The organism is Thauera sp. WB-2 (genome assembly GCF_027594845.1).
GTDB lineage: Bacteria > Pseudomonadota > Gammaproteobacteria > Burkholderiales > Rhodocyclaceae > Thauera > Thauera mechernichensis.
In genome coordinates this window covers 981,713-1,003,932 of sequence record NZ_CP088935.1, presented here as the reverse complement: position 1 = coordinate 1,003,932, position 22,220 = coordinate 981,713, and the positions used below count along the sequence as shown (strand labels likewise).

Below are 22,220 nucleotides of genomic sequence, written 5' to 3'. Positions count from 1 at the left end.
TTGTACAAAACGTACAATTAAACCTCACCAGAACGAAAAGGAGTGGCAACCATGCGCACCGTCTCCGCCACCGAGGCAAAGCAAGGACTGGCAGGCGTGCTCGACCTGGCCGCTCACGAGCCCGTCGTGATCCGCCGCCAGAGGCGCGATGTCGCGGTTGTTCTTTCGATGAAGGAGTACGAGCGCCTCACACGGCTCAACGTCGCCGAGTTTCAGCGCTTTTGCGACGCAGTCGGCGAGAAGGCTGCAGCGGCAGGGCTGACCGAGGACAAGCTCGCCGAATTGCTCGCCGATGACTGAATTCCTGCGCTTCGTCGTCGACACGAACGTTCTCGTCAGCCGCCTGTTGGCGCCGCGCAGCACCGCCGCCAAGGCGGTCAACCTGGCACTCGCCCAAGGCAGCCTGCTCGGCTCGGACGAAACCTTGGCCGAACTCGCCAAGGTGCTGGCACGACCCAAGTTCGACCCGTATGTATCTCGAGAAGACCGGCGCGAGTTCATCCGCATGCTTGGCGGTGTCATGCAGATCGTGCCGATCATTCGCAGGGTAGCGGCCTGCCGCGATCCGCGCGACGACAAATTCCTGGATGTGGCGCTTGCAGGCGAAGCGGCGGCAATCATCAGTGGGGACAAGGATCTGCTTGTGCTGAACCCATGGCACGGCATTGCCATCATGACGCCAGCAGCGTTCGTCGTGCGTTGAATGAAGAGCGCAGCACTCGCAAGACGGAGGTGCTACGCCGGCTGAACGCGCTGGCGCGCCAGGTACCGGTGCGCTATCCCGCCGACCCCGCCATCTGCAGGCATTACGCGGAACAGGCCACCCGCCTCAGGGAGGCAGGCACAGCGATCGGCGCGAACGACCTGTGGATCGCCTGCCATGCGCTGGCCGAAGACGCCACACTGATCACCCACAATACGCGCGAGTTCAGGCGGATTGCGGGTTTGCGCGTCGAGGACTGGGTAGCCTCCGACACAGACTGAAGCAGGCCACCCCGGAACTCCCGCCGCCCCTTAGCACTCTCACGCCCCGAGTGCTAATATTGAGGCGCACAAGGAGGACCCAAGCCCATGTCACACGCCCTGACCTTCCCCGTTCCCGCCGCCGGCAGCCTGGACCAGTACATCCAGAGCGTGAATCGCATGCCGATGCTGAGCGAGCAGCAGGAGGTGGAGCTCGCAACGCGGCTGCGTGACGAGGGCGACGTGGATGCGGCACGGCAGCTGGTGATGTCGCATCTGCGCGTCGTCGTCGCCATTGCGCGCGGCTACCTCGGCTACGGCCTGCCTCACGCCGACCTCATCCAGGAGGGCAACGTCGGCCTGATGAAGGCCGTCAAGCGCTTCGACCCGAGCCGCGGCGTGCGTCTGGTGTCGTTCGCGATCCACTGGATCAAGGCGGAGATCCACGAGTACATCCTGAAGAACTGGCGCCTGGTGAAGATCGCCACCACCAAGGCGCAACGCAAGCTGTTCTTCAACCTGCGCGGCATGAAGAAGGACAGCACCACGCTGCAGCCTGCCGAGGTGCAGGCGATCGCCGCCCAGCTCGACGTCAAGCCCGAGGAAGTGGTGGAGATGGAAACGCGGCTCACCGGCCGCGACATTCCGCTCGACGCCGGCAGCGACGACGAGGACGAGCGCTTCGCGCCGATCTCCTACCTGCCCGACCCCCAGGCCGAACCTTCCGAGCTCATCGCCGAGGCCCAGCTGGCACACCTGCAGGACACCGGCCTGCGCAATGCGCTCGCCAGCCTCGACGACCGCAGCCGTGCCATCGTGCAGCGGCGCTGGCTCGCCGAAGGCGACAGCGCCACCCTGCACGAGCTGGCGGCCGAATACGGCGTCTCAGCCGAACGCATCCGCCAGATCGAAGCCAAGGCCATGCAGAAGATGCGGGGGATGCTGGCGGCAGTGGTGTAACTACAGCGCCAAGGCACTCTCCAGACAACAACGGCAGCTCGAAGGCTGCCGTTGTGCTTTCATGCGCCACGCTCGCACATCGCTGCTACTTCCCATCCAGCAGCGCCTTGATGTCCGCCGCGACCACCTGCGGCTCCTCGCCGTGCCTCATGTACAGGCGCAACCGTCCATCGGGACCGAAAACGTAGGTACCGGCGGAATGGTCGATGGTGTAGTGGCCGGCCAGATCGCCGCTCTTGCGGTAGAACACGCGGAAGTCCTTGGCAATGGCAGCGATCTGCTCGGGCGTGCCGTGCATGCCGAGAAAGCGCTGGTCGAACACCGGCACGTACTCGGCAAGCAGTTCGGGCGTGTCGCGCTCGGGGTCGACGGTGACGAAGACCACCTGCACGCGGTCGCTGTCGGCGCCGAGCAGGCCCATCACCTCGCTCATGCCCACCAGCGCCGTGGGGCACACGTCCGGGCATTGGGTGTAGCCGAAGAAGATGGTGACCGCCTTGCCCTTGAAATCGGCCAGCGTGCGCTCCTGGCCGTGATGGTCGGTGAGGCGGAAGTTTCTGCCATAGTCGGCGCCGGTGATGTCGGTGCTGCGGAACACCGGCTCGGCAGGCGTGCAGGCGGCGAGGACGCCGAGAGCCAGGGCGGGCAGAACGAGGGCACGCAGGCGCGCAAAAAGCGTTGATGACGAGAGAGCGGACGACATGGGCTTGCCTGTTTGACTGCAGAATCAGCGCTCGATGATAGACCCATCGCCTGCCCACCGGAACCCGCTGCGGCATTCGGCCGCAGCCGCCGCAGCGCTTGTCCGCCATCAAGGCACACTGGAATGGCGCTGTCCGACTGCACCTCCGCCAGCCCCACCCTCCCCTGTGCTCCTCGGGGCACCCGCCCGCGTCAGCCTGCCGACAGTCGCCTGCGCAGCGCGCGCATCAGCGCCCCCAGCAGCGGCAGCTTCTCGTACAGTTCCTCGGCGGCGTCCCAGTAGTCGCGGTGCAGCAGCACGCGGCCACCGGCATCGAAACGCAGGTGAGTCACGCCATGCACCACCACCGGCCGGCCGCGCAGCAGGAAGTGGAAATCCCAGCCCAGCATGGCCTGCGCACCCTGCTCGATGCGCTCGGTGACCACGAAACGCGGCGCATCGACGGTATCGAACATGTGCTCGAAGATTCTGCGGATGGCTGCGGTACCGACGACATCGTTGAACGGATCCTTGAAACGCGCGTCGGCGGCATAGAGTGTGTCGACACCGGCCAGCGAGTGCGGCGCGAGTTTTTCGTAGAAGCACGCCACGCGGCCGGCCGCGCTCGCGGCGGCGTCCGCAGTGGCGGGCGCCATGCCCTCCGAGCCCATGTGCGTCGACCTCATAGTCCAGTGGCTCGCCGCACGAGCCGGAAATAGAAGCGCCGCGGCAGCCACTGCAACGCCTTGAGCACGCGGGTGAAGCGCTTCGGGAAGTGGATCTCGAAGTCGCCGCGCGCAAAGCCGCCTACGATCGCCTGCGCCGCCTGGACCGGCGTCTGCAGGGCCGGCATGTGGAAGTCATTGGCGGCTGTGAGCGGCGTGGCGACGAAGCCGGGGTCGATCAGGAAGACATCGACGCCGCGCGGCGAAAGATCCAGGTAGAGCGTCTCGGCCAGGTTGATCAGCGCCGCCTTGGTCGGGCCATAGACCGTGGCCTTGGGCAGCCCGCCGTAGCCAGCGACGCTGCCGACCAGGGCGATCGCCCCGCTGCCCTGGCGCAGCAGCACGGGCACGAGTTCGCCGACGCCGCACAGCGTGCCCACCAGGTTGAGCTCGACCGTCTCGCGCACGGCCTCGGCGCTCAGTTCCCAGGCGCGCAGCGGGCGATAGGTGCCGGCGTTGAACACCACCAGGTCCACGCCACCCCAGCGCGCCAGCACGGCGGCCTGCGCACGCGCGAAGTCGCCGTCGCGCGCGAGATCGAGCGCTTCGACCACGCAGTCGGACGCGGCCACCCCATGCGCCATGCAAGCCGCGCGCACCGCCTGCAGGCGCTCGACGCCGCGCGCCGACAGCGCCAGGCGCGCACCGCGCGCGGCCAGGTCCAGCGCCAGCGCCTCGCCGATGCCGGTGGAGGCGCCGACAATCCACACCCGCCGCCCCTGCCAGTCACGGATCGGCGTGTTGAGCGGGGCGAACAGCCCGCGCCCGCTCCGGGTCACCGTCGTCATCGCTGCATCCTCGCTGCCATGCGCGTCCGGTCCTCGCCGCTCAATCGGCGCGCTTGAAGAAGGACAGCGTGACCTCGCCGAGGCGGAAGCCCCACTTGCTCATCAGCGAACGGTTGAGCATCACCTTGTCGTCCATCAGGAACATCCAGTCGTCGAAATCGACGTTGTAGACCTTGTCGCCGACCGGCAGCGCCAGCACGTAGCGCCAGCGCAGCGCATTGCCCGCAGCCTCGCCGCTGGCCTCGCCGACGACATCGTCGGCGCGCCCGCTGTAGCGCCCGGGGCCGAGGCGGGTGATGGTCCACACGCGGCGCTGGGTGCTGCCGTCGGCGTAGGTGAAGTGCTCGTCGAGGGTGCCGACCTCGCCCTCCCAGCTCGCCTCGATCAACACGTGGAAGCGCTTCACCACCTTGCCCGAGCGGTCCTGGAACATGCCGTAGGCGTCGAGCGTGCCGTTGAAGTAGTCGCGCAGTTCGAGCACCGGCTGCTCGGCGCGGTAATGATCGACATTCACCGTCGTGCACCCCCACAGGCCGACCACGGCCACGATCCACAAGAAAAGACGTTTCACGATCACGATTGCACTCCCTCACAGACGGTCGCCTTGCGCAGGCCGTCGGCCGACGGCACATCCGGCTCGATCCAGGCGCGCCAGCGCCACAGCAGCACGATCGCCCCCAGCTTGAGCACGACCGGCACGAAGCCATACACCGCCGCCAGCGCCGTTACCGCTGCAGGCTCGCGCGCGCCCGGCGCATAGCCGAGCAGCGCGAGCAGCGGCAAGGCAAGCCCCGCGGCGAGCGCGAGGTTGGCCTTGGTGACGAAATTCCACCAGCCGAAGCATGCCCCCGCCTGCAGAGGGGGCTGAGCGCGCCCGGTCGCGCTGCGCGCGACGAGGTCGGCGAGCAGCGAGGGGGGCAGGCTGAGGTCGGCGCCGAGCGCGAGCCCCGACAGCACGCAGATGAGCGCGTAGGCGAACACGTCGCCGTCCCCGAGCAGTCCGGCCCAGGCGAACACCGCGACCGCCAGCACCATGCCGGCGAGCCAGGCGCGCAGCTTGCCAATGCGCTGCGACACCCGCACCCACAGCGGCAGGCTGGCCGCCGCGGCGACGAAGTACAGCACCAGGAAGAGACCCGCGAGCCGTTCAGCGCCGAGCACGTCAGCGACGAAGAACAGTACGGTGGCCGACGGAATCGCGGCGGCGATGCCATTGGCGGCGAACACCGCGAGCAGGCGGCCGAAGCCGGCATCGCGCACGGTGGCGCGCAGGCCGGACCACAGCGGCGTCGCCCGTACCGGCACGCGGCCTGAACCCTGTCCGGCCAGGCCGGCCAACGGAACTGCCGGCGCGCGCCACAGCGTCCACAGGCCGAAGCCGGCGAGCAGCGGCAGGAACAACCAGGCCAGGCGCGCCAGCCCGGTCGCCTCGTCGGCGCCCAACGCAAGCACCGCCGGCAAGGCCGCGGCCAGCACCACGCCGCCAAGCCCGAAAGCCTCACGGCTGGCGACGTAGCGCGTGCGCAGAAGCGGCGTGTGCGCCACCTCCGCACCCCAGGCGTTGTAGGCGATGGTCGCTACCGACCACGCCAGTGACACGCCGACCAGCAGCAGGAACAGCCAGCCAAGACCCGCCCCTGCGGGCGGCGCAAGCAGGCCGAGCATGCCAGCGCCCAAGCCCGGCAAGGCCAGCGCAACCCACAGCCGGCGCCTTGGCAGGCGGTCGTTGGCCCAGCCGATCAAGGGGTCGGTGAACGCGTCGACGATGCGTGCGGCGAGCAGCACCGCCCCCACCAGCGCCAGCGGCAGGCCGAGTCCTTCAGCGTACAGGCGCGGCACGTGGACATAGATCGGCAGCGCGGCAAAGGCCAGGGGCAGGCCGAGCGCGCCATAGGCAAGCAGCGCCCGGCGCGAATCGGTGCCAGCGCCCGGGTCGGGTGCAGCGCCGACGGCGGCGGAACTCATCGCGCGCGCTCCGCCAGGCCGAGCAGTTGCGCGCGCAGACGCGGTTCGCGCGTGCGCGGATCGAGCCAGATTGCAAAGAAGGCCGCCGCGAGCTCGGCGTCTTCGAGCGCCGCGGTCGGCTGACCCTGGTGCCAGAACTGCGCGCCTTCGCCCGGGCGGTGCAGCCCGACCAGCGTCTCGCCCGCCTCCACCGAGGGCAGTGCGCGCGCCAGGGCCTGCGCCCAACGTGCCAGTTGCGCTTCATCCTCATAGCCAAGGCGACGCATTTCACCCAGACTGAGCTCGACCAGGCGCGCGGACGACACCGCCCGTGCGTAGCGGATCGACAACGCATGGTCTGCAGCCAGCACCTGCGCCACCTCCGCCTCGTCGTCCACTGGCTCGGCGGCTGCATCGGGCATCGCCCACAGCGCCGCATCGTAGAGCTTGAGGCCGAACCAGCGCAGCTCACCCTCGCCCACGCGCTGAAGGCCGCCCTGAAGCGCCGGCGGCAGCTCACGCGCGAAGGACGGCGCGGCAGCGAGCAAGGCGCCGGCGAGCAGCAGGGGCGCCAGCCAAGGATCGAGTGCAGCGCGTGGGCGTGGCATCAGCGCCTCCCGCCCCCTGCATCCGCATGCGCGAACACATAGTGGTGGACGTCGATGTCGCCCGTCTCGAAGCCGGCCTCGCAATAGGACAGGTAGAAGCGCCACATGCGCATGAAGCGCTCGGGAAAGCCCTGCGCGCGTACCGCAGCGGCCTGCGCCTCGAAGCTGCGCTGCCAATGCGCGAGCGTGCGCGCATAGTCGCGACCGAAGGCGAAGTCGCCGACGATGCCAAGCCCGGCGCGTTGCGCCTGCTGCGCCACCCTGCTCGGGCTGGGCAGCATGCCGCCGGGGAAGACGTGGCGCTGGATGAAGTCAGTGCCGCGCCGGTAACGCGCGAACAGTGCGTCGGCGATGGTGATGGCCTGCACCACGCAGCGCCCACCCGGCTTGAGCAGCGCACCGAGCTGGCCGAAGTAGGTCGGCCAGAAGCGCTCGCCGACCGCCTCGATCATCTCGATCGACACGATGTGGTCGTACTGGCCGCGCACGTCGCGGTAGTCGCACAGTTCGAAGTCCGCGCGGTCGGCAAAGCCGCCGCGCTCGGCGCGCGCACGCGCGAAGGCGAGCTGGGACGGCGACAGCGTGATGCCGAGCACCTTGCAGCCGAACTCGGTGGCGGCGACCTCGGCAAAGCCGCCCCAGCCGCAGCCGACCTCGAGGATCGTCTGCCCCGGCTGGGCGCCGAGCTCACCGAGGATGCGGCGGTACTTGCGCAGCTGGGCATCGACCAAGGACTCATCGGGGGTAGCGAAGACCGCGGCCGAATAGGTCATCGTCGGGTCCAGCCAGAGCGCGTAGAAGTCGTTGCCGAGGTCGTAGTGGGCCTCGATGTTGCGCCGCGAGCCGGTGCGGGTGTTGGCGCGCAGCAGATGCTGCAGACGGTGGCCGAGCAGGCGGAACATGCGGCCGTAGATGGCGCCATGCAGCTGGTCGCGGTTGGCCGACAGCAGGCGCAACAGGCCGGTGAGGTCCTCGGTGTCCCACAGGCCGTCCATCCAGGCTTCGCCGAAGCCGATGTCGCCGCGTGCGAGCGCCTCGTCGAACACGGCGTGGTCGCGCACCCGCAGGTGGGCCACGAGCGGTCCGTGGCCGGCGCGCAGGCGCAGGCCGTCGGGCAGTTCGACGGCGAGCGCGCCGCCCTGCAGGCGGTCGAGCATCTCCAGGGCGAGCCGGGTGGCGCGCGGGCGGCGACCGAGGCGCACGGTGGCCAGCGGCTGCAGGGCATGGTCGAGTGCGTTCATCAGGTGGTCTCCTCGAGCGGGGGCGCAGGTTTGCGATGGAAGCTCACCCGGCGCAAGGCCAGGCGCAAGGCCTGCCAATGGATGCGGGCGACGACGCCCAGGGTCATGAAGGGTTGGCGCAACAGCCACTTGCGCATCGCGGAGCCGTCGAGCGCCTGGGCGCGGCCGGACAGGCGGGTGCTCAGGCGCAGCGCACCCTCGTCCCACAGGTCGACCGACACCGCGTGCACCTCGCCCTGGCGCTCGAAGCGGAAGCGGTACTCGCCGCGCACCGGGAAGAAGGGCGAGACGTGGAAGCACTTGCGCGCGCGCAACTCGTCGCCCGCCGCAATCGGGCGCAGGTCGGGGTGGTGCACCAGATAGTTGTGACGCTCGCCGAAGGTGTTGTTGACCTCGGCAAGCACGACACGCAGGTTGCGCGCGTGGTCATGGCAGAACCAGAAACTGACCGGGTTGAAGACGAAGCCGAAGATGCGCGGCATGGTCTGCAGCACCACCTCGCCGTCGCACAGCTCACCCACGCCATGCCGGTCGAGCACGCCGCGAATCCATGGCAGCAGCGGGCTACCGTCGCGGGCGCCGTGGTCGCGGCTGTATATGGCGAACACGTTGGGGCGGTCGATGCCGAGCAGGGGCACCTGCAAGGTGTCGAGCCCGCCCAGCGGCAGGCGCAGGAAGGCGGTGGGGTAGATGAAGCGGTTGTGCGCCTGGACGTGGCGCTCATGCATCACCGCACCGAAGCATACGGCGGCGTTCATCAGGCCGCGAGCTCCAGCGCAGGCTCGACGGCCGTGACACGACCGCGCCGCCATGGCACCTCGACGCCCATTGCCTCGGCAACGGCCACCGCCGACTTGAGGCCATCTTCATGGAAACCGTAACCGGTCCAGGCCCCGGCGAACCAGCTGCGGTTGTTGCCCTGGATGGCCGGCAGCGCGGCCTGGGCGTCGATCGCGCCCTGGTCGAACACCGGGTGGGCGTAGTGGAAGCGGCCGATGACACGCTCACTGTCCGGCTCGAGGAAGGGGTTGAGCGACACCACCACCGGCGTCTCGAAGGGCAGCGGCTGCAGGCGGTTGATGAGATAGCTCACCGACACCGGGCGGTCGTCGGGCTCGCCCTCGCCGGACAGGTAGTTCCACGCCGACCACACCTTGCGCCGCTGCGGCAGCAGCGCGGGGTCGGTATGCAGAATGGCAAGGTTGTCCTGGTAGCGCACCGCGCCGAGGATGCGGCGTTCCTGCTCGCTCGCCCCCTCGCCCAGGATGGCGAGCGTCTGGTCGCTGTGACAGGCGAACACGACCTCGTCGAAGCGCTCGACGCCGGCACGCGTATGCACGCGCACGCCCAGCGCGTCGCGCTCGACGCGCAGCACCGGGTGGCCAACGCGCACATCGTCCAGGCGACCGAGCATGCGGCGCACGTAGCTGCGCCCACCGCCTTCGACCGTGAGCCAGCGCGGACGGTCGAGGACCTGCAGCAGGCCATGGTTGTGGCAGAACTGGACGAAGGTGGCGAGCGGGTAGTCGAGCATGGTGCGCGTCGGACACGACCAGATCGCGGCCGCCATCGGTAGCAGGTACCAGTCGCAAAAGGCCTGGCCGTAGCCCTCGAGCTCAAGATAGTCACCGAGCGAGATCGCCGGCATCCCACCTGCGGCCGCCAGACGCGTCGTCTCGCGGTTGAAGCGCATGATGTCGCGCACCATGCCCAGGAAGGCGGGGCGCAGCAGGTTGGCACGCTGCGCAAACACCGTATCCAGGTTGGTACCCGCCCACTCCAGCCCGGGGCCGGCGAGGCTGACGCCGAAGCTCATCTCGGTTTCCACCGCCTCGACGCCGAGCAGCGCAAAGAGCGCGCACAGGTTCGGGTAGGTGCGGCGGTTGAAGACCAGGAAACCGGTATCGACCGGATGGGTGCGCCCCTCGAGGGTGACGTCCACCGTGTTGGTGTGGCCGCCGACGTAGTCGCCCGCTTCGAACAGCGTCACACGGTCACGCTGTGCCAGCAGCCAGGCCGTGCCGAGGCCGGCGATGCCGCCGCCGACCACCGCCACCCGGCGCGTGTCACCCGCACCCAGGCGCTCGAGCTCACCCATCCTCATGACGTCACTCCGCCGCGTTCTCGCCCTCGATCAGGGCGTACGCGGAATGGTTGTGGATCGACTCGAAGTTCTCGGACTGCACCGACCACGCGGCGATGCGGGCGTCGGCGCGCAGGCGCAGTGCGATGTCGCGCACCAGATCCTCGACGAACTTGGGGTTGTCATAGGCGCGCTCGGTGACCCACTTCTCATCCGGGCGCTTGAGCAGGCCGAAGACCTCGCAAGACGCCTCCTCCTCGGCCATGCGCACCAGTGCGTCGATATCCAGGTCGCCACGCAGGCGAGCCTTGAGCGTGATGTGGGAGCGCTGGTTGTGCGCGCCATAGGCGGAGATCTTCTTCGAGCACGGACACAGGCTGGTCACCGGCACGGTCACTTCGAGCGTCGTCGCCACCACGCCATCCTCGACGCGCTCGACCACCACGCAGGCGTCCATGTCGAGCAGGCTGGCCACGCCCGAGACCGGCGCGAGCTTGTTGATGAACCAGGGAAAGCGCGCCTCGATGCGCCCGCTGTCCGCCTCCAGGCGCACCAGCATGTCGGCGAACAGGCGACGCAGACCGGCTAGGTCGAGCGCCTCGCGCTCGGCCTCGAGCAGTTCGACGAAGCGCGACATGTGCGTGCCCTTGACGTCGGCCGGCAGGCCAACCGTCATCTCCAGCGTGACCACGGTGTGTTGCACCGAACCCGCACTATCGCGCAGGGACATCGGGTAGCGCAGGCCGCGCACGCCCACGCGCTGGATCGGGAGGGCGCGGTGGTCGGCACTGGCCTGCACATCGGGCAGGAAGAACTTGTCAGGGGCGTTCATGAGCGTTCCTTGTGGCGGATGGCGCCGGGGTTGGCGATGGGGAGGGCGTCGGGTTGCGCGCTGGGCAGTGCAAGCGGTGCCGCGCGCAAGGGCAGATCCGGGCGATGCATGAAGATGAGCAGATCGATCGGCACCGCCCTGGCGCCCTTTACGGGCATCGGCGCGCCGTCCTGGGTCACCACAGCGACCATGACCGGTGCCACCGCCAACGGCGCGCCCGGCGCGAGCCGCTCGGCTTGGGCGACATGAGGCAGCAGCGAACAGACGGCTGCGACCGACAGACCGCCGAGCCAGCGTGGGAGCGTCTTCTCGTTCATAGCTATGTCCTGGACAGAAGTAAGTGACGATCAAACGATAGGCCAGCCCATCAGAGATGTCAATGTTTTGTCCTGGACAAATAGATAAAAGAACAGAAGGACAAGTGCCCCAAGCCGCCCGGCGCGATGCCGCGCCGCGCAGTCCCCCGAGCAGCTCCGGCCAGCACGGGACGCCCTCGGCGGAACAAAGTCGCACCACAACCGGGGCTTGCGGTATTACGCTTGCGGTTCGCCGACACAAGACACGTAATCAAAGCGCGGAGACAGCCCCTGGATACCAACCCCATCAGCACCTTCGAGGTCGTCGCCGGCCTGCTCGGCGGCATCGGCCTGTTCCTGCTCGGCATGCACATGCTCACCGAAGGCCTCAAGCTGGCCGCGGGCCGCGCGCTCGAGGGCATGCTCGAGCGCGGCACGGCGACGCCGCTGCGCGGGCTGGCGGCAGGCATGACCATGACGGCCCTGGTGCAGTCCTCCACTGCCGTGACCGTTGCCAGCATCGGTTTCGTCAACACCGGCCTGCTGTCGCTCAAGAACGCGATCTGGGTGATCTTCGGCTCCAACGTCGGCACCACGCTCAATGCCTGGCTGGTGGCCGCGCTCGGCTTCAGCTTCAAGATCGACGCCTTCGCCCTGCCCTTCGTCGGCATCGGCGCCGCGCTCATGCTGGCCGGACGCAGCCTGCGCATGCGCGCACTGGGCCAGGCACTGGCCGGCTTCGGCGTGCTGTTCCTCGGCATCGACGTGCTCAAGGACACCTTTTCCGGCTTCGGCGCCGCGCTCAACCTGCAGGACTACATCAGCCCGGGGGTGATGGGCTGGATCATCCTGGTCGGCATCGGCACCTTGCTCACCGTGCTGATGCAGGCCTCGGGCGCAGTGATCGCGATCATCATCACCGCCGCTCAGGGCGGGCTGATGTCGGTGGAAGCGGCTTGCGCGATGGTCATCGGCACCAACATCGGCACCACCTCCACCGCCATCCTGTCGGCCATCGGCGCCACCTCCAATGCGCGCCGCCTGGCCGCCGCGCACGTGATGTTCAACCTCGTCACCGGCACCGTGGCGCTGCTGCTGCTGCCGCTGCTGATCACGCTGCTGGGCATGACGAGAGAATGGATGGAGCAGCCCGCCACGCCGGCGGTCACGATCGCCATGTTCCACACCCTGTTCAACCTGCTCGGCGTGCTGCTGATGGTGCCGCTGGCCGGCGGCATGCTGCGCCTGCTGTCGAGCCGTTTCCGCAGCCGCGAGGAAGAGATCGCCCGCCCACGCCACCTCGATGCCAACTCGCTCGCGGTGCCCGACCTGGCATTACGCGCACTCCGCCTGGAGCTGGGGCGCACGCAGAGTTTTGCGGTGACCGCGTTGACCGCGAGCACGCGTACGCCGCCCGACGAACCCTGGATCGAACGCCAGGCCGGCGCACTCGACGCACTCGGCCCTGCAATCGCCGCCTATGTGCGCAAGCTCAGCGTGGCAAGCCTGCCGCCCGCGCTGGTCGAGGCGCTTGCGCACAGCCTGCGCACACTGCAGTACCAGCAGAGCGCAGTCGGCGCCGCACGCCTGGCGTGCAACCTGGGCACGGTACTGGGCCCGCCGTCCGAGCCCGAGCTGGTGGCTGCCGCCGATGCCTTCCGCCAGGCCGCGGCCAACCTGGCTGCCAGCGCAGACGCGAGCCAGACCGATTTCAACGCGGTCCGCGTGGAGCAGTTGCTGCTCGATACCGAGAACCGCTACCAGGCGCTCAAGGAGGCGCTGCTGCTGCAGGGCGCGCACGCGCGGCTGGACATCAACACCATGCAGGAGTGGCTGCGGCTGGCGAGCCTGCAGCGCCGGGCAGCGGAACAGGTCGCCAAGGGGGCACGCATGCTCGCAGTGCTCGATGGCGACCTGCTGCCGCACCAGGTCGAAGACGGTCCGGACACCGACAACGACGGTAACGGCGAGCCGGCACGCGTCGCCGGATAACGGCCGGCACCAGGGGAGCGGCTGCGCGCGCCCTCAGCTGTGCTGCGCGCGCCACTGCTGCAGCGCGGCCAGCGTTCCGTCGAGATCGCCGACGACGCGGATGCCCGGCAGGCGCTTCTGTTTGTCGCGCACTGCGGCCCCGCCGGCCCAGATATCCACCGTCGTCGGCAGCATTTCGCGCAGCGCCAGCAAGCCCTCGATGGCCTGGCGCGCCGGGTAGGCAATGCTGAAGGACAGGCCGACGATGTCGAAGCCGCCCGCCACCGCCGCACTGCGGATGTCGGCAGGCGGCGTGCGCGTGCCGAGCGAGACACAGCAGGCGCCCTCGGGTACGAGCATGGCTTCGGCCATCAGCAGGCCGAGCACATGCTCCTCCTCGGGGAAGGTGGTGAGCAGCACACGCGGCCGGCCACCGCTTGCCGCCTGGGCACCAATCGCGCCGCGCAGCACGTTCTGCACCTGCTCTGTAAACAGGTGCTCCTCGGGGACGTCGACCTCGCCGCGCATCCAGGCCTCGCCCACTGCGGCCGCGAGCGGCGCCACCGTGTCGGCCACGAAACGCTGCAGGCCTTGCTTCATCAGCGCATGGCGCAAGGCCTGCGCAAGTTCGACGCTGCGATGCAGGCGCACGAGCTCGAGCAGGCTGCCGTCGCAGCCGGGCGCTGCCGCACTCGTGGCAAGGCACTCGTCGAGCATGCGCGCGAGTTCGTCCGCGCTCGCCCCCACGATGCGCGCAGGCCGTCGTCCGTGGTCTAGCAAACGACGGATCAGGCGCAGCTTGTCGACCTGCTCCGGCGCGTACAGACGCTCGCCGTTGGCGTCACGCGCCGGCGTCGGAAAGCCGTAGCGTCGCTCCCACACCCGCAAGGTATCCTTCGCAATGCCGGTGTCGCGCTCGACGGCAGCGATGTTATGGACGGGTTCGAAGCGGGCGATGTCGTTCATGGGCGGGCCGGACGTCCAGACTGGAACCTCGGGACGGGTTGCATCAGTGATGCGAATGTTAGGCAGCGCCCTCAACTTTGTCCAGGACAAACTTGGATTTCGTCCGCCCAACTCCCCTTCTCCCACCCCCCGTAGGAGCGACGCCAGTCGCGAGGGGTTGAAAGCGACAGGGCTCGTCGCAAGCCCCGCAAAGCTCACGGCTGGCGCCGCGCCTACGGCGGACCGACGTGCGCGGCGCTTCTCCTGTAGGAGCGACGCCAGTCGCGAGGGGTTGAAGGCGACAGGGCTCGTCGCAAGCCCCGCAAAGCTCGCGGCTGGCGCCGCTCCTACGGCGGACTGACGTGCGCGGCACTTCTCCTGTAGGAGCGACGCCAGTCGCGAGGGGTTGAAGGCAACAGGGCTCGTCGCAAGCCCCGCAAAGCTCGCGGCTGGCGCCGCGCCTACGGCGGACTGACGTGCGCGGCACTTCTCCTGTAGGAGCGACGCCAGTCGCGAGGGGTTGAAGGCGACAGGGCTCGTCGCAAGCCCCGCAAAGCTCGCGGCTGGCGCGGCGCCTACGGCGGACCGACGTGCGCGGCGCTTCTCCTGTAGGAGCGACGCCAGTCGCGAGGGGTTGAAGGCGACAGGGCTCGTCGCAAGCCCCGCAAAGCTCGCGGCTGGCGCCGCGCCTACGGCGGACTGTTGTGCGCGGCGCTTCTCCTGTAGGAGCGACGCCAGTCGCGAGGGGTTGAAAGCGACAGGGCTCGTCGCAAGCCCCGCAAAGCTCACGGCTGGCGCCGCGCCTACGGCGGACCGATGTGCGCGGCGCTTCTCCTGTAGGAGCGACGCCAGTCGCGAGGGGTTGAAGGCGACAGGGCTCGTCGCAAGCCCGGCAAAGCTCGCGGCTGGCGCCGCGCCTACGGCAAACTGTTGTGCGCGGCGCTTCTCCTGTAGGAGCGACGCCAGTCGCGAGGGGTTGAAGGCGACAGGGCTCGTCGCAAGCCCCGCAAAGCTCGCGGCTGGCGCCGCGCCTACGGCGGACCGATGTGCGCGGCGCTTCTCCTGTAGGAGCGACGCCAGTCGCGAGGGGTTGAAGGCAATCGCGCCCAACCGTCTGCCCGGTCAGCGGCGCGGAGGCTAAAATGGCAGGATGCTCGAAGACCTCCCCTCCCAGCCGGCACGGACGCAGGCCCCAGCGCTGACGGCACCCGCCCCCGGTCATGATGACCCGTCACCCGCGCACCGCATCCTCGAGCACGTCTTCGGCTACCCCGCTTTCCGCGGCGAGCAGCAGGCCATCGTCGAGCATGTCGCCGCAGGCGGCGATGCGCTGGTGCTGATGCCCACCGGTGGCGGCAAGTCGCTGTGCTACCAGATCCCGGCACTGCTGCGCACCGGCACGGCAATCGTGGTGTCGCCGCTGATCGCGCTCATGCAGGACCAGGTCAGCGCGCTGGTCGAAGCCGGCGTCAACGCCGCCTTCCTCAATTCCAGCCTGGATATGGAGCGCGCCCGCGCAGTCGAGCGCGCGCTGTGGGACGGCACGCTCGAGCTGCTCTATGTCGCCCCCGAGCGGCTGATGACGCCGCGCTTCCTCGACCAGCTCGACCACCTGCGCGACACCGGCCGGCTGGCGCTGTTCGCCATCGACGAAGCGCACTGCGTGTCGCAGTGGGGCCACGACTTCCGCCCCGAGTACCTGCAGCTCTCGATCCTGCCCGAGCGCTACCCGTCCATCCCGCGTATCGCGCTCACCGCCACCGCCGACCGCCAGACCCGCGAGGAGATCGCCGAGCGCCTCAACCTGCGGCATGCGCGCCGCTTCGTCTCCAGCTTCGACCGCCCCAACATCCGCTACACCATCGTCGACAAGGACGACGCACGCCGCCAGCTGCTCGCCTTCATCCGCGAGGAATGCCCGTCTGAAGCCGGCATCGTGTACTGCCTGTCGCGCCGCAAGGTCGAGGAAACAGCCGCCTGGCTGCAGGAACAGGGGCTCAACGCCCTGCCCTACCACGCCGGCATGACCCAGGAGACGCGTGCCGAACACCAGACCCGCTTCCTGCGCGAGGACGGCCTGATCATGGTGGCGACGATCGCCTTCGGCATGGGCATCGACAAGCCCGACGTGCGCTTCGTGGCGCATCTGGATCTGCCGCGCTCGATCGAGGGCTACTACCAGGAAACCGGCCGCGCGGGGCGCGATGGCCTGCCCGCGCAGGCGTGGATGGCGTGGGGCGCACAGGACGTGGTGCAGCAACGGCGCATGATCGACGAGTCGGAGGCAAGCGAGGAATTCAAGCGCCTGGCGCGCAACCGCCTCGACGTGCTGGTCGGCCTGGTCGAGGCCACCACCTGCCGCCGCCAGCACCTGCTCGCCTACTTCGGCGAGGAGTCGGGTCCCTGCGGCAACTGCGATAACTGCCTCAACCCACCGCAGACCTGGGACGCCACCGAGGCTGCGCGCAAGGCGCTGTCCTGCGTATACCGAACCGGCCAGCGTTACGGCGCCGGCCACCTTATCGACGTGCTGCGCGGCGAACTCACCGACAAGGTGATCGAACGCGGCCACCAGGACATCACCACCTTCGGCATCGGCAGCGAGCTCGACGAGAAGCGCTGGCGCACACTCTTCCGCCAGCTGGTGGCGCGCGAGTTCGTCGCCGTCGACCACGAGCGCTACAACGCCCTGCGCCTCACCGACGCCGCCCGCCCGCTGCTGCGCGGCGAGGCCGAGTTCCACCTGCGCCTCGAGCGCGAACGCAGCCGCAGCCGCGCCAAGCGGCGCAGTGCCGCCCACCTCGAGATTCCCGACGGCATCCCCACCACCCTCTTCGATCGCCTGCGCGCCTGGCGCTTCGCCACCGCGAAGGAGCGCAACGTGCCCGCCTACGTGGTGTTCCAGGACGCCACCCTGCGCGAGATCGCCATCACCCGCCCACGCACCCTGACCGAACTCGGTCGCATCAGCGGCGTCGGCGATCGCAAGCTGGAGCACTACGGCGCGGCGATCCTCGAGCTCGTCACCGAGGCGGGCTGAGGCGGATCACGCCCCCGATCGGCCGGACCAAGCGGTCGGACCGGCGATTACAGGTAGTGGTCGGCCAGCAGCACCAGGAACAGCAACATCAGGTGGGTGATCGAGAAGCGGAAGGTTCGGATCGCGGTGTCGGCGCGCGGCGCGAACTTGAGCCGCCAGGCGTGGCGCAGGAACTGCAGGTTCAGCACCAGGCTGCCCACCAGATAGAACAACCCGCTCATGCCGACCAGGTAAGGCAACAGGCACACCGCCAGCAGCAGTACGGTATAGAGCAGCACCAGCGTGCGGGTGAAGGCGATGCCATGGGTCACGGGCAACATCGGCAGGCCGGCGCGACGGTAATCCTCCACGCGGTGGATGGCCAGCGCCCAGAAGTGCGGCGGCGTCCAGGTGAAGATGATCATCATCAGCAGCAGGGCTTCGGCGCCCACACTGCCGGTCATCGCCGTCCACCCCAGCACCGGGGGCAGCGCCCCTGCCACACCGCCGATCACGATGTTCTGCGGCGTCGCGCGCTTGAGAAACACGGTGTAGACCACCGCATAGCCGAACAGGCCGGCGAGCGTCAGCCACGCGGTCAGCGCATTGACCGCCACCAGCAGCAGGGCAAAGCCCGCACCGGCAAGCGCAAATGCAAAGCTCACCGCCTGCACGTTGCTCAAACGCCCGGCCGGTAGAGGACGCATGCGCGTGCGCGCCATGCGGGCATCGATCTTCTGGTCGAGCACGTGGTTGAAGGCCGCCGCCGCACCCGACACCATGGCGATGCCCAAGCTCGCCAGCGCCATCAAGGCAAGATCGGGCAGCCCGGCGCTGGCGAGCATCATGCCCACCCAGGCCGTGAGCACCAGCAGCGCCACCACCCGCGGCTTGGTGAGCTGCCAGAACGCACGTCCGAGCGTGAGCGCCTCGCCCACGCTGGCTGCCACCGTCGGAATCCGCTTGTAGCCGTCCATGTCCGTATCCCCTGGCTCTGACACCCTGTATCTGACACCCTGTATCTGACACCGATAGGCCGCCCCGTGCGCAACACCCGGCTCGGTGGCTAGCGCAGCTTCATCGGGCCTTGAACCGCCACCCCATAGGCCGCCCCCGGTCTTGCACGCCCTCGCGCATGCAAGGCCTGGCCCGACTGCACATGCAACTGGCGGACCAGCAGCACGAGCGCGGCAAGCAGGCATGCCGCTGTCACATTGTGGGCAACCGCATTGAAGAGCGGCACCTGCCCGACCACGTTGATCAAGCCAAGCGTCACCTGCAACACCAGCAATACCCCCACTGACGCGGCAAGCCCGCGAAGGCGCGCACTCATGGCTCGGCGCATGCACAACAGCACCAGGCCGGCCAGCACGGCAGTGACGACCAGAGCCCCCATGCGATGCAACACATGAATGCTCATTCGCGCCTCGTAGGGCAGCACGCCATACTCATAGGTCTCGTGTCCCAGCGGCAGGCTGAAAGCTGCGCGCAACGAAAACTGCGCATGCCAGCCGCCTTCGCAGAAGGGCAGCTGGTAGCACACAGCCGCGGCATAGTTGGCCGAGGTCCAACCGCCAAGCGCAATCTGCGCCAGCAGCACGGCAAGGCCCAGCCAGGCGAGCGGCAGCAGACGGGTCAGCCGGGGCTCGACAGGGTCGGCAGGGTCGCGGCCAAGCTCGACGCGCAGCAGCACCAGCATCGACAGCAGCGCGAAGCCGCCGAACAGGTGCGCCACCACCACCACTGGCATCAGGTTCATGGTGACCGTCCACATGCCGAGCGCGGCCTGGAACATCACCAGCGCCAGCAGCGCCGCACTCAGGCCTCGGGCGCGACGCAGGCGCTGGGCGAGGATGAAGACCGCCAGCACGCACAGGCCGAGCAGGCCCGCTATGTAGCGGTGCATCATCTCATTGCGGGCCTTGAAGGGGTCTATCTGGGCGTCTGGAAAACGTGCCTGCGCGGCCTCGATGTGAACGTCCTTCACCGGAGGGGTGAGGCGGCCGTAGCAGCCCGGCCAGTCCGGACAGCCAAGGCCGGCATCGGTGAGCCGGGTGTAGGCGCCGAGCGCGATCACCATCAGGGTCAGCGCGAGAGTGAGATTGACCAGCCAGGTGAAGCGCCTCATACCCCGCTCCTGTCGTAGTTGAGCAGACGCAGCAGGTCGCTACGGATGTCGGCGGCGACCTGGACCGCGTGCGCCGGGTCACCGTCCACTGCATAGCGCAGCAAGGCCAGGCCCGCTCGATTGACGATCACGATGTGACGCATGAGCGCGGCATCGGCGAGCGCTGCGGCCTCCCAGCGTACGCTCGGGAAGCGCTCGAGCACGGCCGGACTGGCGGCGGCGACAACAACCGGACGCACCTGTTCCTGCTTGCGGCCGAGCCCCGCATGCAGTTGCTGCAGGATGTGCAGGGCCGCTTCGACGGCGGCCTCGCAGGCGGCGTCGCAGTCGCTTGGCTGCACGTAGGCCAGGCGCCAGTGGGCGTCGCCCCCCGCCGATGCCGGCAGCACCTGCACCTCGTGGTCCAGCCATTGGCCGCGATTGCTGGCGTGGCCGGCAAACCAGCCCTGCGTCAGCGCCAGCCAGGCTGCGGCGAGCGGCAACAGCGCACAGAGCAGGAACAGGGCCAGGAATTTACGGCTGCTCATGCGGGCGCTCCTTGCACTGCCCCGCCGCCAGAGCGACAACGATCACCGCCAATGCCAGCAGCGCCCACTGCAGGGCATAGGCGCGATGGCGCTCGGCGGGCAGCACCACCGGCCGGTAGTGGATATGAAAGGGCGAGCCCTGCTGCTGATGCACCAGACCTCTCACGAGCGCTACCGGCACCAGGGGAGAGAGCGCGTCCACATCGACCTGCTGTATGCGCATCGGCCAGCTGCCGCGGTCCTCGAAGTTGGTGCCGAGCAGCAGTCCCCCCACGTCGGTGCGGAAGATGCCCTGCACACGCAGTTGCGTGGGGATGGCCGGCAATGGCAGGACATCGCGTGCGGCCGGCGCCTCTATCCAGCCGAGGTTGAGCAGCACGGCCAGTCCCGCAGCGCGCGGGTCGCTGCGATCGGCGACCGCAATCAGCACGTCGTAGCCGGCGCGCCCGTCGACGATGCGGTTGTCGATCAGCCACACGGCGGGCGCCAGCCAGCGCGCCTCGAAGTCTACCTGCAGGCCGTCGACCGCGCCCTCGCCCGCCCCAACGCCGGCCTGCACCAGATGCGCCAGCCGCGTCAGGCCGACCGCGCCCTGCGCCTGCCACGCCGCGATGCGCGCCAGCGTCTGCGTCTTCTCGGTAGCGCGCTGGAGCTGCCACATGGACAGGCTCGCCAGCAGCGCACTTGCCGCCAGGCTGACCAGGGCCCACTGCCAGCGAATGGTCCAGCGGCGCCCGAAGGCTGTTATCTTCATCGCCATCCCGCCTGCGGAGCCTCGCCATGTTCATCAAGATCCTGCTCGTCATCCTGCTCGCCGTGGTGATCGTCAGCCTGTTCCAGGCGCTCTACGTGATGCTGAAGAACGATGGCTCGCACACCCGCATGTCGCGCTATCTCGCCCGTCGCGTGTACTTCTCGGTGGCGGTGATGGCACTGCTGGTGGTGTTGCTCGCCACCGGGGTGCTGACCACCAATCCACGCCCCTACTGAACGCCGCCCCGCCATCCGGCGCCCGTTCAGAGCACGTACACGAAGATGAACAGGTTCAGCCACACCACATCCACGAAGTGCCAGTACCAGGCCGCAGCCTGAAACCCGAAGTGCTTGTCGGCGGTGAAGTGGTCCTTGATCACGATGCGCAGCCAGATCACCAGCAGCAGGATGGCGCCGATGGTGACGTGCAGGCCGTGAAAGCCGGTGAGCAGAAAGAAGGTGTTGCCGTAGATGCCCGAGTCCAGGCGAAGGCCAAGGTCGCGATAGGCGTGCACGTACTCGTAGACCTGGAAGCCGAGGAACACCGCACCGAGCACGATGGTGAGCCCGAGAAAGATCTTCAGGCGCGCTCGGTTGCCGAGCTCGATGGCGGTGTGCGCGACCTGTAGCGTCACCGAGGAAGCGAGCAGTATCAGCGTGTTGATGAGCGGGATGCCCGACCAGGGCATAGGCTGCGTCTCGGTGCCACCCGGCGTCTTCAGCACCGGCCACACCGCGTCGAACTGCGGCCACAGCAGTTCGCCGGTCATCGCATTGTTGCCTGCCCCGCCCAGCCAGGGGACCGCGATCACGCGTGCGTAGAAGAGCGCGCCGAAGAAGGCGAGGAAGAACATCACCTCGGAAAAGATGAACCACGCCATGCACTGGCGGAAGGAACGGTCGAGCTGGTCGCTGTAAAGGCCGCTGGTCGATTCGCGGATGACGGTACCGAACCAGCCGAACAGCATGACCACCAGCAGCGCGATGCCAGCCCAGAAGATGTAGACACCATTGCCACCCTCGGGCTTGCCCGCCTGCGTCACCCACGATGCGGCCCCGTAGCCCACCAGCAACAGCGCGACCGCGCCGAAGATCGGCCAGCCGCTGTCGTGCGGCACGTAATACCTCTGATGCGTGGTACTCATGCTCATGCCTCCATTTGTGCGTGGGCCGCGGTGCGTGCGAGCCCGCCCGGATACGGACGCTCAGCGGCTGGCGGTGTGGGCGCTCTTGTACAGGCGATAAGACAAAGTCATGTTCCGAAAACGCTCGGGCAGTGCAGGATCGATGTAGAACTGCACCGGCATGGATCGCGTCTCGCCGGCGGCCAGTGCCTGCTCCTCGAAGCAGAAGCATTCGATCTTCTTGAAGTAGCGCGCAGCCTCGCCGGGTGATACCGAGGGCACGGCGGTCGCGACCAGGGCTTCGCCGCTGCGATTCGCGACCTCGAACTCGACGATCTGCAGGTCACCCGGGTGGATCCTTACGCGCTCGGTCAGCGGCACGAAGGTCCACGGCATGCCGGCATCGCTGCGCGCAAGGAACTCGACGCTGACCTCGCGCGACAGATCTACACCGGCAGGCTGCGCCGCGGCCACGCCCTCGGTCTTGCCATTGATGCCGGTGATGCGACAGAACACGTCGTACAGCGGCACCATCGCAAAGCCGAAGCCGAACATCGCGACGCACACCAGCAGCAGGCGCCGTACCAGGCTTGCGTTGCTCGTCATGATCCTTGCTCCTTGCTACTGGCGC

At 68.5% G+C, this 22,220-nt stretch carries 25 protein-coding genes; 7 read left to right on the top strand and 18 right to left on the bottom strand.

Features of this window, described 5'->3' with window-relative positions; translation table 11 throughout:
• Positions 1-51 precede the first annotated feature (51 nt).
• The 4 genes from LQF09_RS04605 (at position 52) to rpoH (ending at position 1,923) form a co-directional block, all read left to right on the top strand.
• On the top strand, positions 52-300 hold the full coding sequence (locus tag LQF09_RS04605; protein ID WP_270069308.1) for a type II toxin-antitoxin system Phd/YefM family antitoxin: 249 nt from the start codon (positions 52-54) through the stop codon (positions 298-300).
• Complete coding sequence (locus tag LQF09_RS04600) at positions 293-703, top strand: putative toxin-antitoxin system toxin component, PIN family (protein WP_270069307.1); 411 nt, start codon at positions 293-295, stop codon at positions 701-703. The genes LQF09_RS04605 and LQF09_RS04600 overlap by 8 nt, the downstream gene beginning before the upstream one ends.
• The gene (locus LQF09_RS04595) at positions 700-984 is read left to right on the top strand and encodes a PIN domain-containing protein (protein ID WP_443081772.1); all 285 of its coding nucleotides are present in this window, start codon (positions 700-702) and stop codon (positions 982-984) included. Before LQF09_RS04600 ends, LQF09_RS04595 begins: the two co-directional genes overlap by 4 nt.
• 87 nt (positions 985-1,071) lie before the next feature.
• The gene (gene rpoH / locus LQF09_RS04590; protein ID WP_270069306.1) at positions 1,072-1,923 is read left to right on the top strand and encodes an RNA polymerase sigma factor RpoH; all 852 of its coding nucleotides are present in this window, start codon (positions 1,072-1,074) and stop codon (positions 1,921-1,923) included.
• 85 nt (positions 1,924-2,008) lie between these two features.
• Here rpoH and LQF09_RS04585 read toward each other — a convergent pair whose 3' ends face one another.
• From LQF09_RS04585 to LQF09_RS04535, 11 genes are all read right to left on the bottom strand, one after another.
• The gene (locus LQF09_RS04585; RefSeq protein WP_270069305.1) at positions 2,009-2,626 is read right to left on the bottom strand and encodes an SCO family protein; all 618 of its coding nucleotides are present in this window, start codon (positions 2,624-2,626) and stop codon (positions 2,009-2,011) included.
• Between the two features lie 191 nt (positions 2,627-2,817).
• Positions 2,818-3,276 (bottom strand): nuclear transport factor 2 family protein, encoded by a 459-nt coding sequence (locus tag LQF09_RS04580; protein WP_002932320.1) that lies wholly within the window; start codon positions 3,274-3,276, stop codon positions 2,818-2,820.
• A gap of 11 nt (positions 3,277-3,287) precedes the next feature.
• Positions 3,288-4,118, bottom strand: a complete 831-nt coding sequence (locus tag LQF09_RS04575; protein ID WP_270069304.1) for an SDR family NAD(P)-dependent oxidoreductase — start codon at positions 4,116-4,118, stop codon at positions 3,288-3,290.
• A gap of 40 nt (positions 4,119-4,158) precedes the next feature.
• Positions 4,159-4,689, bottom strand: coding sequence for a DUF3833 domain-containing protein (locus LQF09_RS04570; RefSeq protein ID WP_270069303.1), 531 nt, complete (start codon positions 4,687-4,689; stop codon positions 4,159-4,161).
• A gap of 2 nt (positions 4,690-4,691) precedes the next feature.
• The gene (locus LQF09_RS04565) at positions 4,692-6,083 is read right to left on the bottom strand and encodes an MFS transporter (protein WP_270069302.1); all 1,392 of its coding nucleotides are present in this window, start codon (positions 6,081-6,083) and stop codon (positions 4,692-4,694) included.
• Positions 6,080-6,670 carry a chalcone isomerase family protein gene (locus LQF09_RS04560; RefSeq protein WP_270069301.1) on the bottom strand — a complete coding sequence of 197 codons (591 nt, stop codon included), beginning with the start codon at positions 6,668-6,670 and terminating at the stop codon, positions 6,080-6,082. Before LQF09_RS04560 ends, LQF09_RS04565 begins: the two co-directional genes overlap by 4 nt.
• Positions 6,670-7,911: an SAM-dependent methyltransferase gene (locus tag LQF09_RS04555; RefSeq protein ID WP_270069300.1), complete on the bottom strand. Its 1,242-nt coding sequence runs from the start codon at positions 7,909-7,911 to the stop codon at positions 6,670-6,672. The genes LQF09_RS04560 and LQF09_RS04555 overlap by 1 nt, the downstream gene beginning before the upstream one ends.
• Positions 7,911-8,669 carry a DUF1365 domain-containing protein gene (locus LQF09_RS04550; protein WP_270069299.1) on the bottom strand — a complete coding sequence of 253 codons (759 nt, stop codon included), beginning with the start codon at positions 8,667-8,669 and terminating at the stop codon, positions 7,911-7,913. Before LQF09_RS04550 ends, LQF09_RS04555 begins: the two co-directional genes overlap by 1 nt.
• The gene (locus LQF09_RS04545; RefSeq protein ID WP_270069298.1) at positions 8,669-10,015 is read right to left on the bottom strand and encodes an NAD(P)/FAD-dependent oxidoreductase; all 1,347 of its coding nucleotides are present in this window, start codon (positions 10,013-10,015) and stop codon (positions 8,669-8,671) included. Before LQF09_RS04545 ends, LQF09_RS04550 begins: the two co-directional genes overlap by 1 nt.
• Positions 10,016-10,019: 4 nt before the next feature.
• Positions 10,020-10,826, bottom strand: a complete 807-nt coding sequence (folE2, locus tag LQF09_RS04540) for a GTP cyclohydrolase FolE2 (RefSeq protein WP_002928678.1) — start codon at positions 10,824-10,826, stop codon at positions 10,020-10,022.
• The gene (locus LQF09_RS04535; protein WP_270069297.1) at positions 10,823-11,143 is read right to left on the bottom strand and encodes a hypothetical protein; all 321 of its coding nucleotides are present in this window, start codon (positions 11,141-11,143) and stop codon (positions 10,823-10,825) included. Before LQF09_RS04535 ends, folE2 begins: the two co-directional genes overlap by 4 nt.
• Before the next feature lie 345 nt (positions 11,144-11,488).
• Between LQF09_RS04535 and LQF09_RS04530 the strand changes: the two genes are divergently transcribed.
• Complete coding sequence (locus LQF09_RS04530) at positions 11,489-13,114, top strand: Na/Pi symporter (protein WP_083491449.1); 1,626 nt, start codon at positions 11,489-11,491, stop codon at positions 13,112-13,114.
• Positions 13,115-13,147: 33 nt separating this feature from the next.
• Here LQF09_RS04530 and LQF09_RS04525 read toward each other — a convergent pair whose 3' ends face one another.
• Positions 13,148-14,059, bottom strand: coding sequence for a MerR family transcriptional regulator (locus LQF09_RS04525; RefSeq protein ID WP_270069295.1), 912 nt, complete (start codon positions 14,057-14,059; stop codon positions 13,148-13,150).
• A gap of 1,129 nt (positions 14,060-15,188) precedes the next feature.
• On the opposite strand from LQF09_RS04525, the gene recQ reads away from it, so the two are divergent.
• Positions 15,189-17,078, top strand: a complete 1,890-nt coding sequence (gene recQ, locus LQF09_RS04520; RefSeq protein WP_002940845.1) for a DNA helicase RecQ — start codon at positions 15,189-15,191, stop codon at positions 17,076-17,078.
• A gap of 47 nt (positions 17,079-17,125) precedes the next feature.
• Here recQ and cyoE read toward each other — a convergent pair whose 3' ends face one another.
• From cyoE to LQF09_RS04500, 4 genes are all read right to left on the bottom strand, one after another.
• On the bottom strand, positions 17,126-18,034 hold the full coding sequence (gene cyoE / locus LQF09_RS04515; protein ID WP_270069294.1) for a heme o synthase: 909 nt from the start codon (positions 18,032-18,034) through the stop codon (positions 17,126-17,128).
• A gap of 89 nt (positions 18,035-18,123) precedes the next feature.
• A complete protein-coding gene (locus tag LQF09_RS04510; RefSeq protein WP_002940842.1) occupies positions 18,124-19,185 on the bottom strand; it encodes a COX15/CtaA family protein in 1,062 nt (353 codons plus the stop codon).
• Positions 19,182-19,712, bottom strand: a complete 531-nt coding sequence (locus LQF09_RS04505; protein ID WP_002940840.1) for a hypothetical protein — start codon at positions 19,710-19,712, stop codon at positions 19,182-19,184. Before LQF09_RS04505 ends, LQF09_RS04510 begins: the two co-directional genes overlap by 4 nt.
• On the bottom strand, positions 19,699-20,466 hold the full coding sequence (locus LQF09_RS04500; protein WP_270069293.1) for an SURF1 family protein: 768 nt from the start codon (positions 20,464-20,466) through the stop codon (positions 19,699-19,701). Before LQF09_RS04500 ends, LQF09_RS04505 begins: the two co-directional genes overlap by 14 nt.
• A gap of 26 nt (positions 20,467-20,492) precedes the next feature.
• On the opposite strand from LQF09_RS04500, the gene LQF09_RS04495 reads away from it, so the two are divergent.
• A complete protein-coding gene (locus LQF09_RS04495) occupies positions 20,493-20,702 on the top strand; it encodes a DUF2909 domain-containing protein (protein ID WP_002928648.1) in 210 nt (69 codons plus the stop codon).
• 26 nt (positions 20,703-20,728) lie between these two features.
• On the opposite strand, the gene LQF09_RS04490 is transcribed toward LQF09_RS04495, so the two are convergent.
• Together LQF09_RS04490 and LQF09_RS04485 are read right to left on the bottom strand one after the other, a co-directional pair.
• Positions 20,729-21,610 (bottom strand): cytochrome c oxidase subunit 3, encoded by an 882-nt coding sequence (locus LQF09_RS04490; RefSeq protein WP_002940831.1) that lies wholly within the window; start codon positions 21,608-21,610, stop codon positions 20,729-20,731.
• 60 nt (positions 21,611-21,670) lie between these two features.
• Positions 21,671-22,195 (bottom strand): cytochrome c oxidase assembly protein, encoded by a 525-nt coding sequence (locus LQF09_RS04485; protein ID WP_002940819.1) that lies wholly within the window; start codon positions 22,193-22,195, stop codon positions 21,671-21,673.
• Positions 22,196-22,220: the final 25 nt, after the last annotated feature.

Bases quoted from the DNA above. Each gene is read 5' to 3' on its own strand.
- LQF09_RS04605 (WP_270069308.1), top strand. From the start codon at position 52: ATGCGCACCGTCTCCGCCACCGAGGCAAAGCAAGGACTGGCAGGCGTG.
- LQF09_RS04600 (WP_270069307.1), top strand. From the start codon at position 293: ATGACTGAATTCCTGCGCTTCGTCGTCGACACGAACGTTCTCGTCAGC.
- rpoH (WP_270069306.1), top strand. From the start codon at position 1,072: ATGTCACACGCCCTGACCTTCCCCGTTCCCGCCGCCGGCAGCCTGGAC.
- LQF09_RS04585 (WP_270069305.1), bottom strand. From the start codon at position 2,626: ATGTCGTCCGCTCTCTCGTCATCAACGCTTTTTGCGCGCCTGCGTGCC.
- LQF09_RS04580 (WP_002932320.1), bottom strand. From the start codon at position 3,276: ATGGGCTCGGAGGGCATGGCGCCCGCCACTGCGGACGCCGCCGCGAGC.
- LQF09_RS04575 (WP_270069304.1), bottom strand. From the start codon at position 4,118: ATGACGACGGTGACCCGGAGCGGGCGCGGGCTGTTCGCCCCGCTCAAC.
- LQF09_RS04565 (WP_270069302.1), bottom strand. From the start codon at position 6,083: ATGAGTTCCGCCGCCGTCGGCGCTGCACCCGACCCGGGCGCTGGCACC.
- LQF09_RS04560 (WP_270069301.1), bottom strand. From the start codon at position 6,670: ATGCCACGCCCACGCGCTGCACTCGATCCTTGGCTGGCGCCCCTGCTG.
- LQF09_RS04555 (WP_270069300.1), bottom strand. From the start codon at position 7,911: ATGAACGCACTCGACCATGCCCTGCAGCCGCTGGCCACCGTGCGCCTC.
- LQF09_RS04550 (WP_270069299.1), bottom strand. From the start codon at position 8,669: ATGAACGCCGCCGTATGCTTCGGTGCGGTGATGCATGAGCGCCACGTC.
- LQF09_RS04545 (WP_270069298.1), bottom strand. From the start codon at position 10,015: ATGAGGATGGGTGAGCTCGAGCGCCTGGGTGCGGGTGACACGCGCCGG.
- folE2 (WP_002928678.1), bottom strand. From the start codon at position 10,826: ATGAACGCCCCTGACAAGTTCTTCCTGCCCGATGTGCAGGCCAGTGCC.
- LQF09_RS04535 (WP_270069297.1), bottom strand. From the start codon at position 11,143: ATGAACGAGAAGACGCTCCCACGCTGGCTCGGCGGTCTGTCGGTCGCA.
- LQF09_RS04530 (WP_083491449.1), top strand. From the start codon at position 11,489: ATGCACATGCTCACCGAAGGCCTCAAGCTGGCCGCGGGCCGCGCGCTC.
- LQF09_RS04525 (WP_270069295.1), bottom strand. From the start codon at position 14,059: ATGAACGACATCGCCCGCTTCGAACCCGTCCATAACATCGCTGCCGTC.
- recQ (WP_002940845.1), top strand. From the start codon at position 15,189: ATGCTCGAAGACCTCCCCTCCCAGCCGGCACGGACGCAGGCCCCAGCG.
- cyoE (WP_270069294.1), bottom strand. From the start codon at position 18,034: ATGGACGGCTACAAGCGGATTCCGACGGTGGCAGCCAGCGTGGGCGAG.
- LQF09_RS04510 (WP_002940842.1), bottom strand. From the start codon at position 19,185: ATGAGGCGCTTCACCTGGCTGGTCAATCTCACTCTCGCGCTGACCCTG.
- LQF09_RS04505 (WP_002940840.1), bottom strand. From the start codon at position 19,712: ATGAGCAGCCGTAAATTCCTGGCCCTGTTCCTGCTCTGTGCGCTGTTG.
- LQF09_RS04500 (WP_270069293.1), bottom strand. From the start codon at position 20,466: ATGAAGATAACAGCCTTCGGGCGCCGCTGGACCATTCGCTGGCAGTGG.
- LQF09_RS04495 (WP_002928648.1), top strand. From the start codon at position 20,493: ATGTTCATCAAGATCCTGCTCGTCATCCTGCTCGCCGTGGTGATCGTC.
- LQF09_RS04490 (WP_002940831.1), bottom strand. From the start codon at position 21,610: ATGAGTACCACGCATCAGAGGTATTACGTGCCGCACGACAGCGGCTGG.
- LQF09_RS04485 (WP_002940819.1), bottom strand. From the start codon at position 22,195: ATGACGAGCAACGCAAGCCTGGTACGGCGCCTGCTGCTGGTGTGCGTC.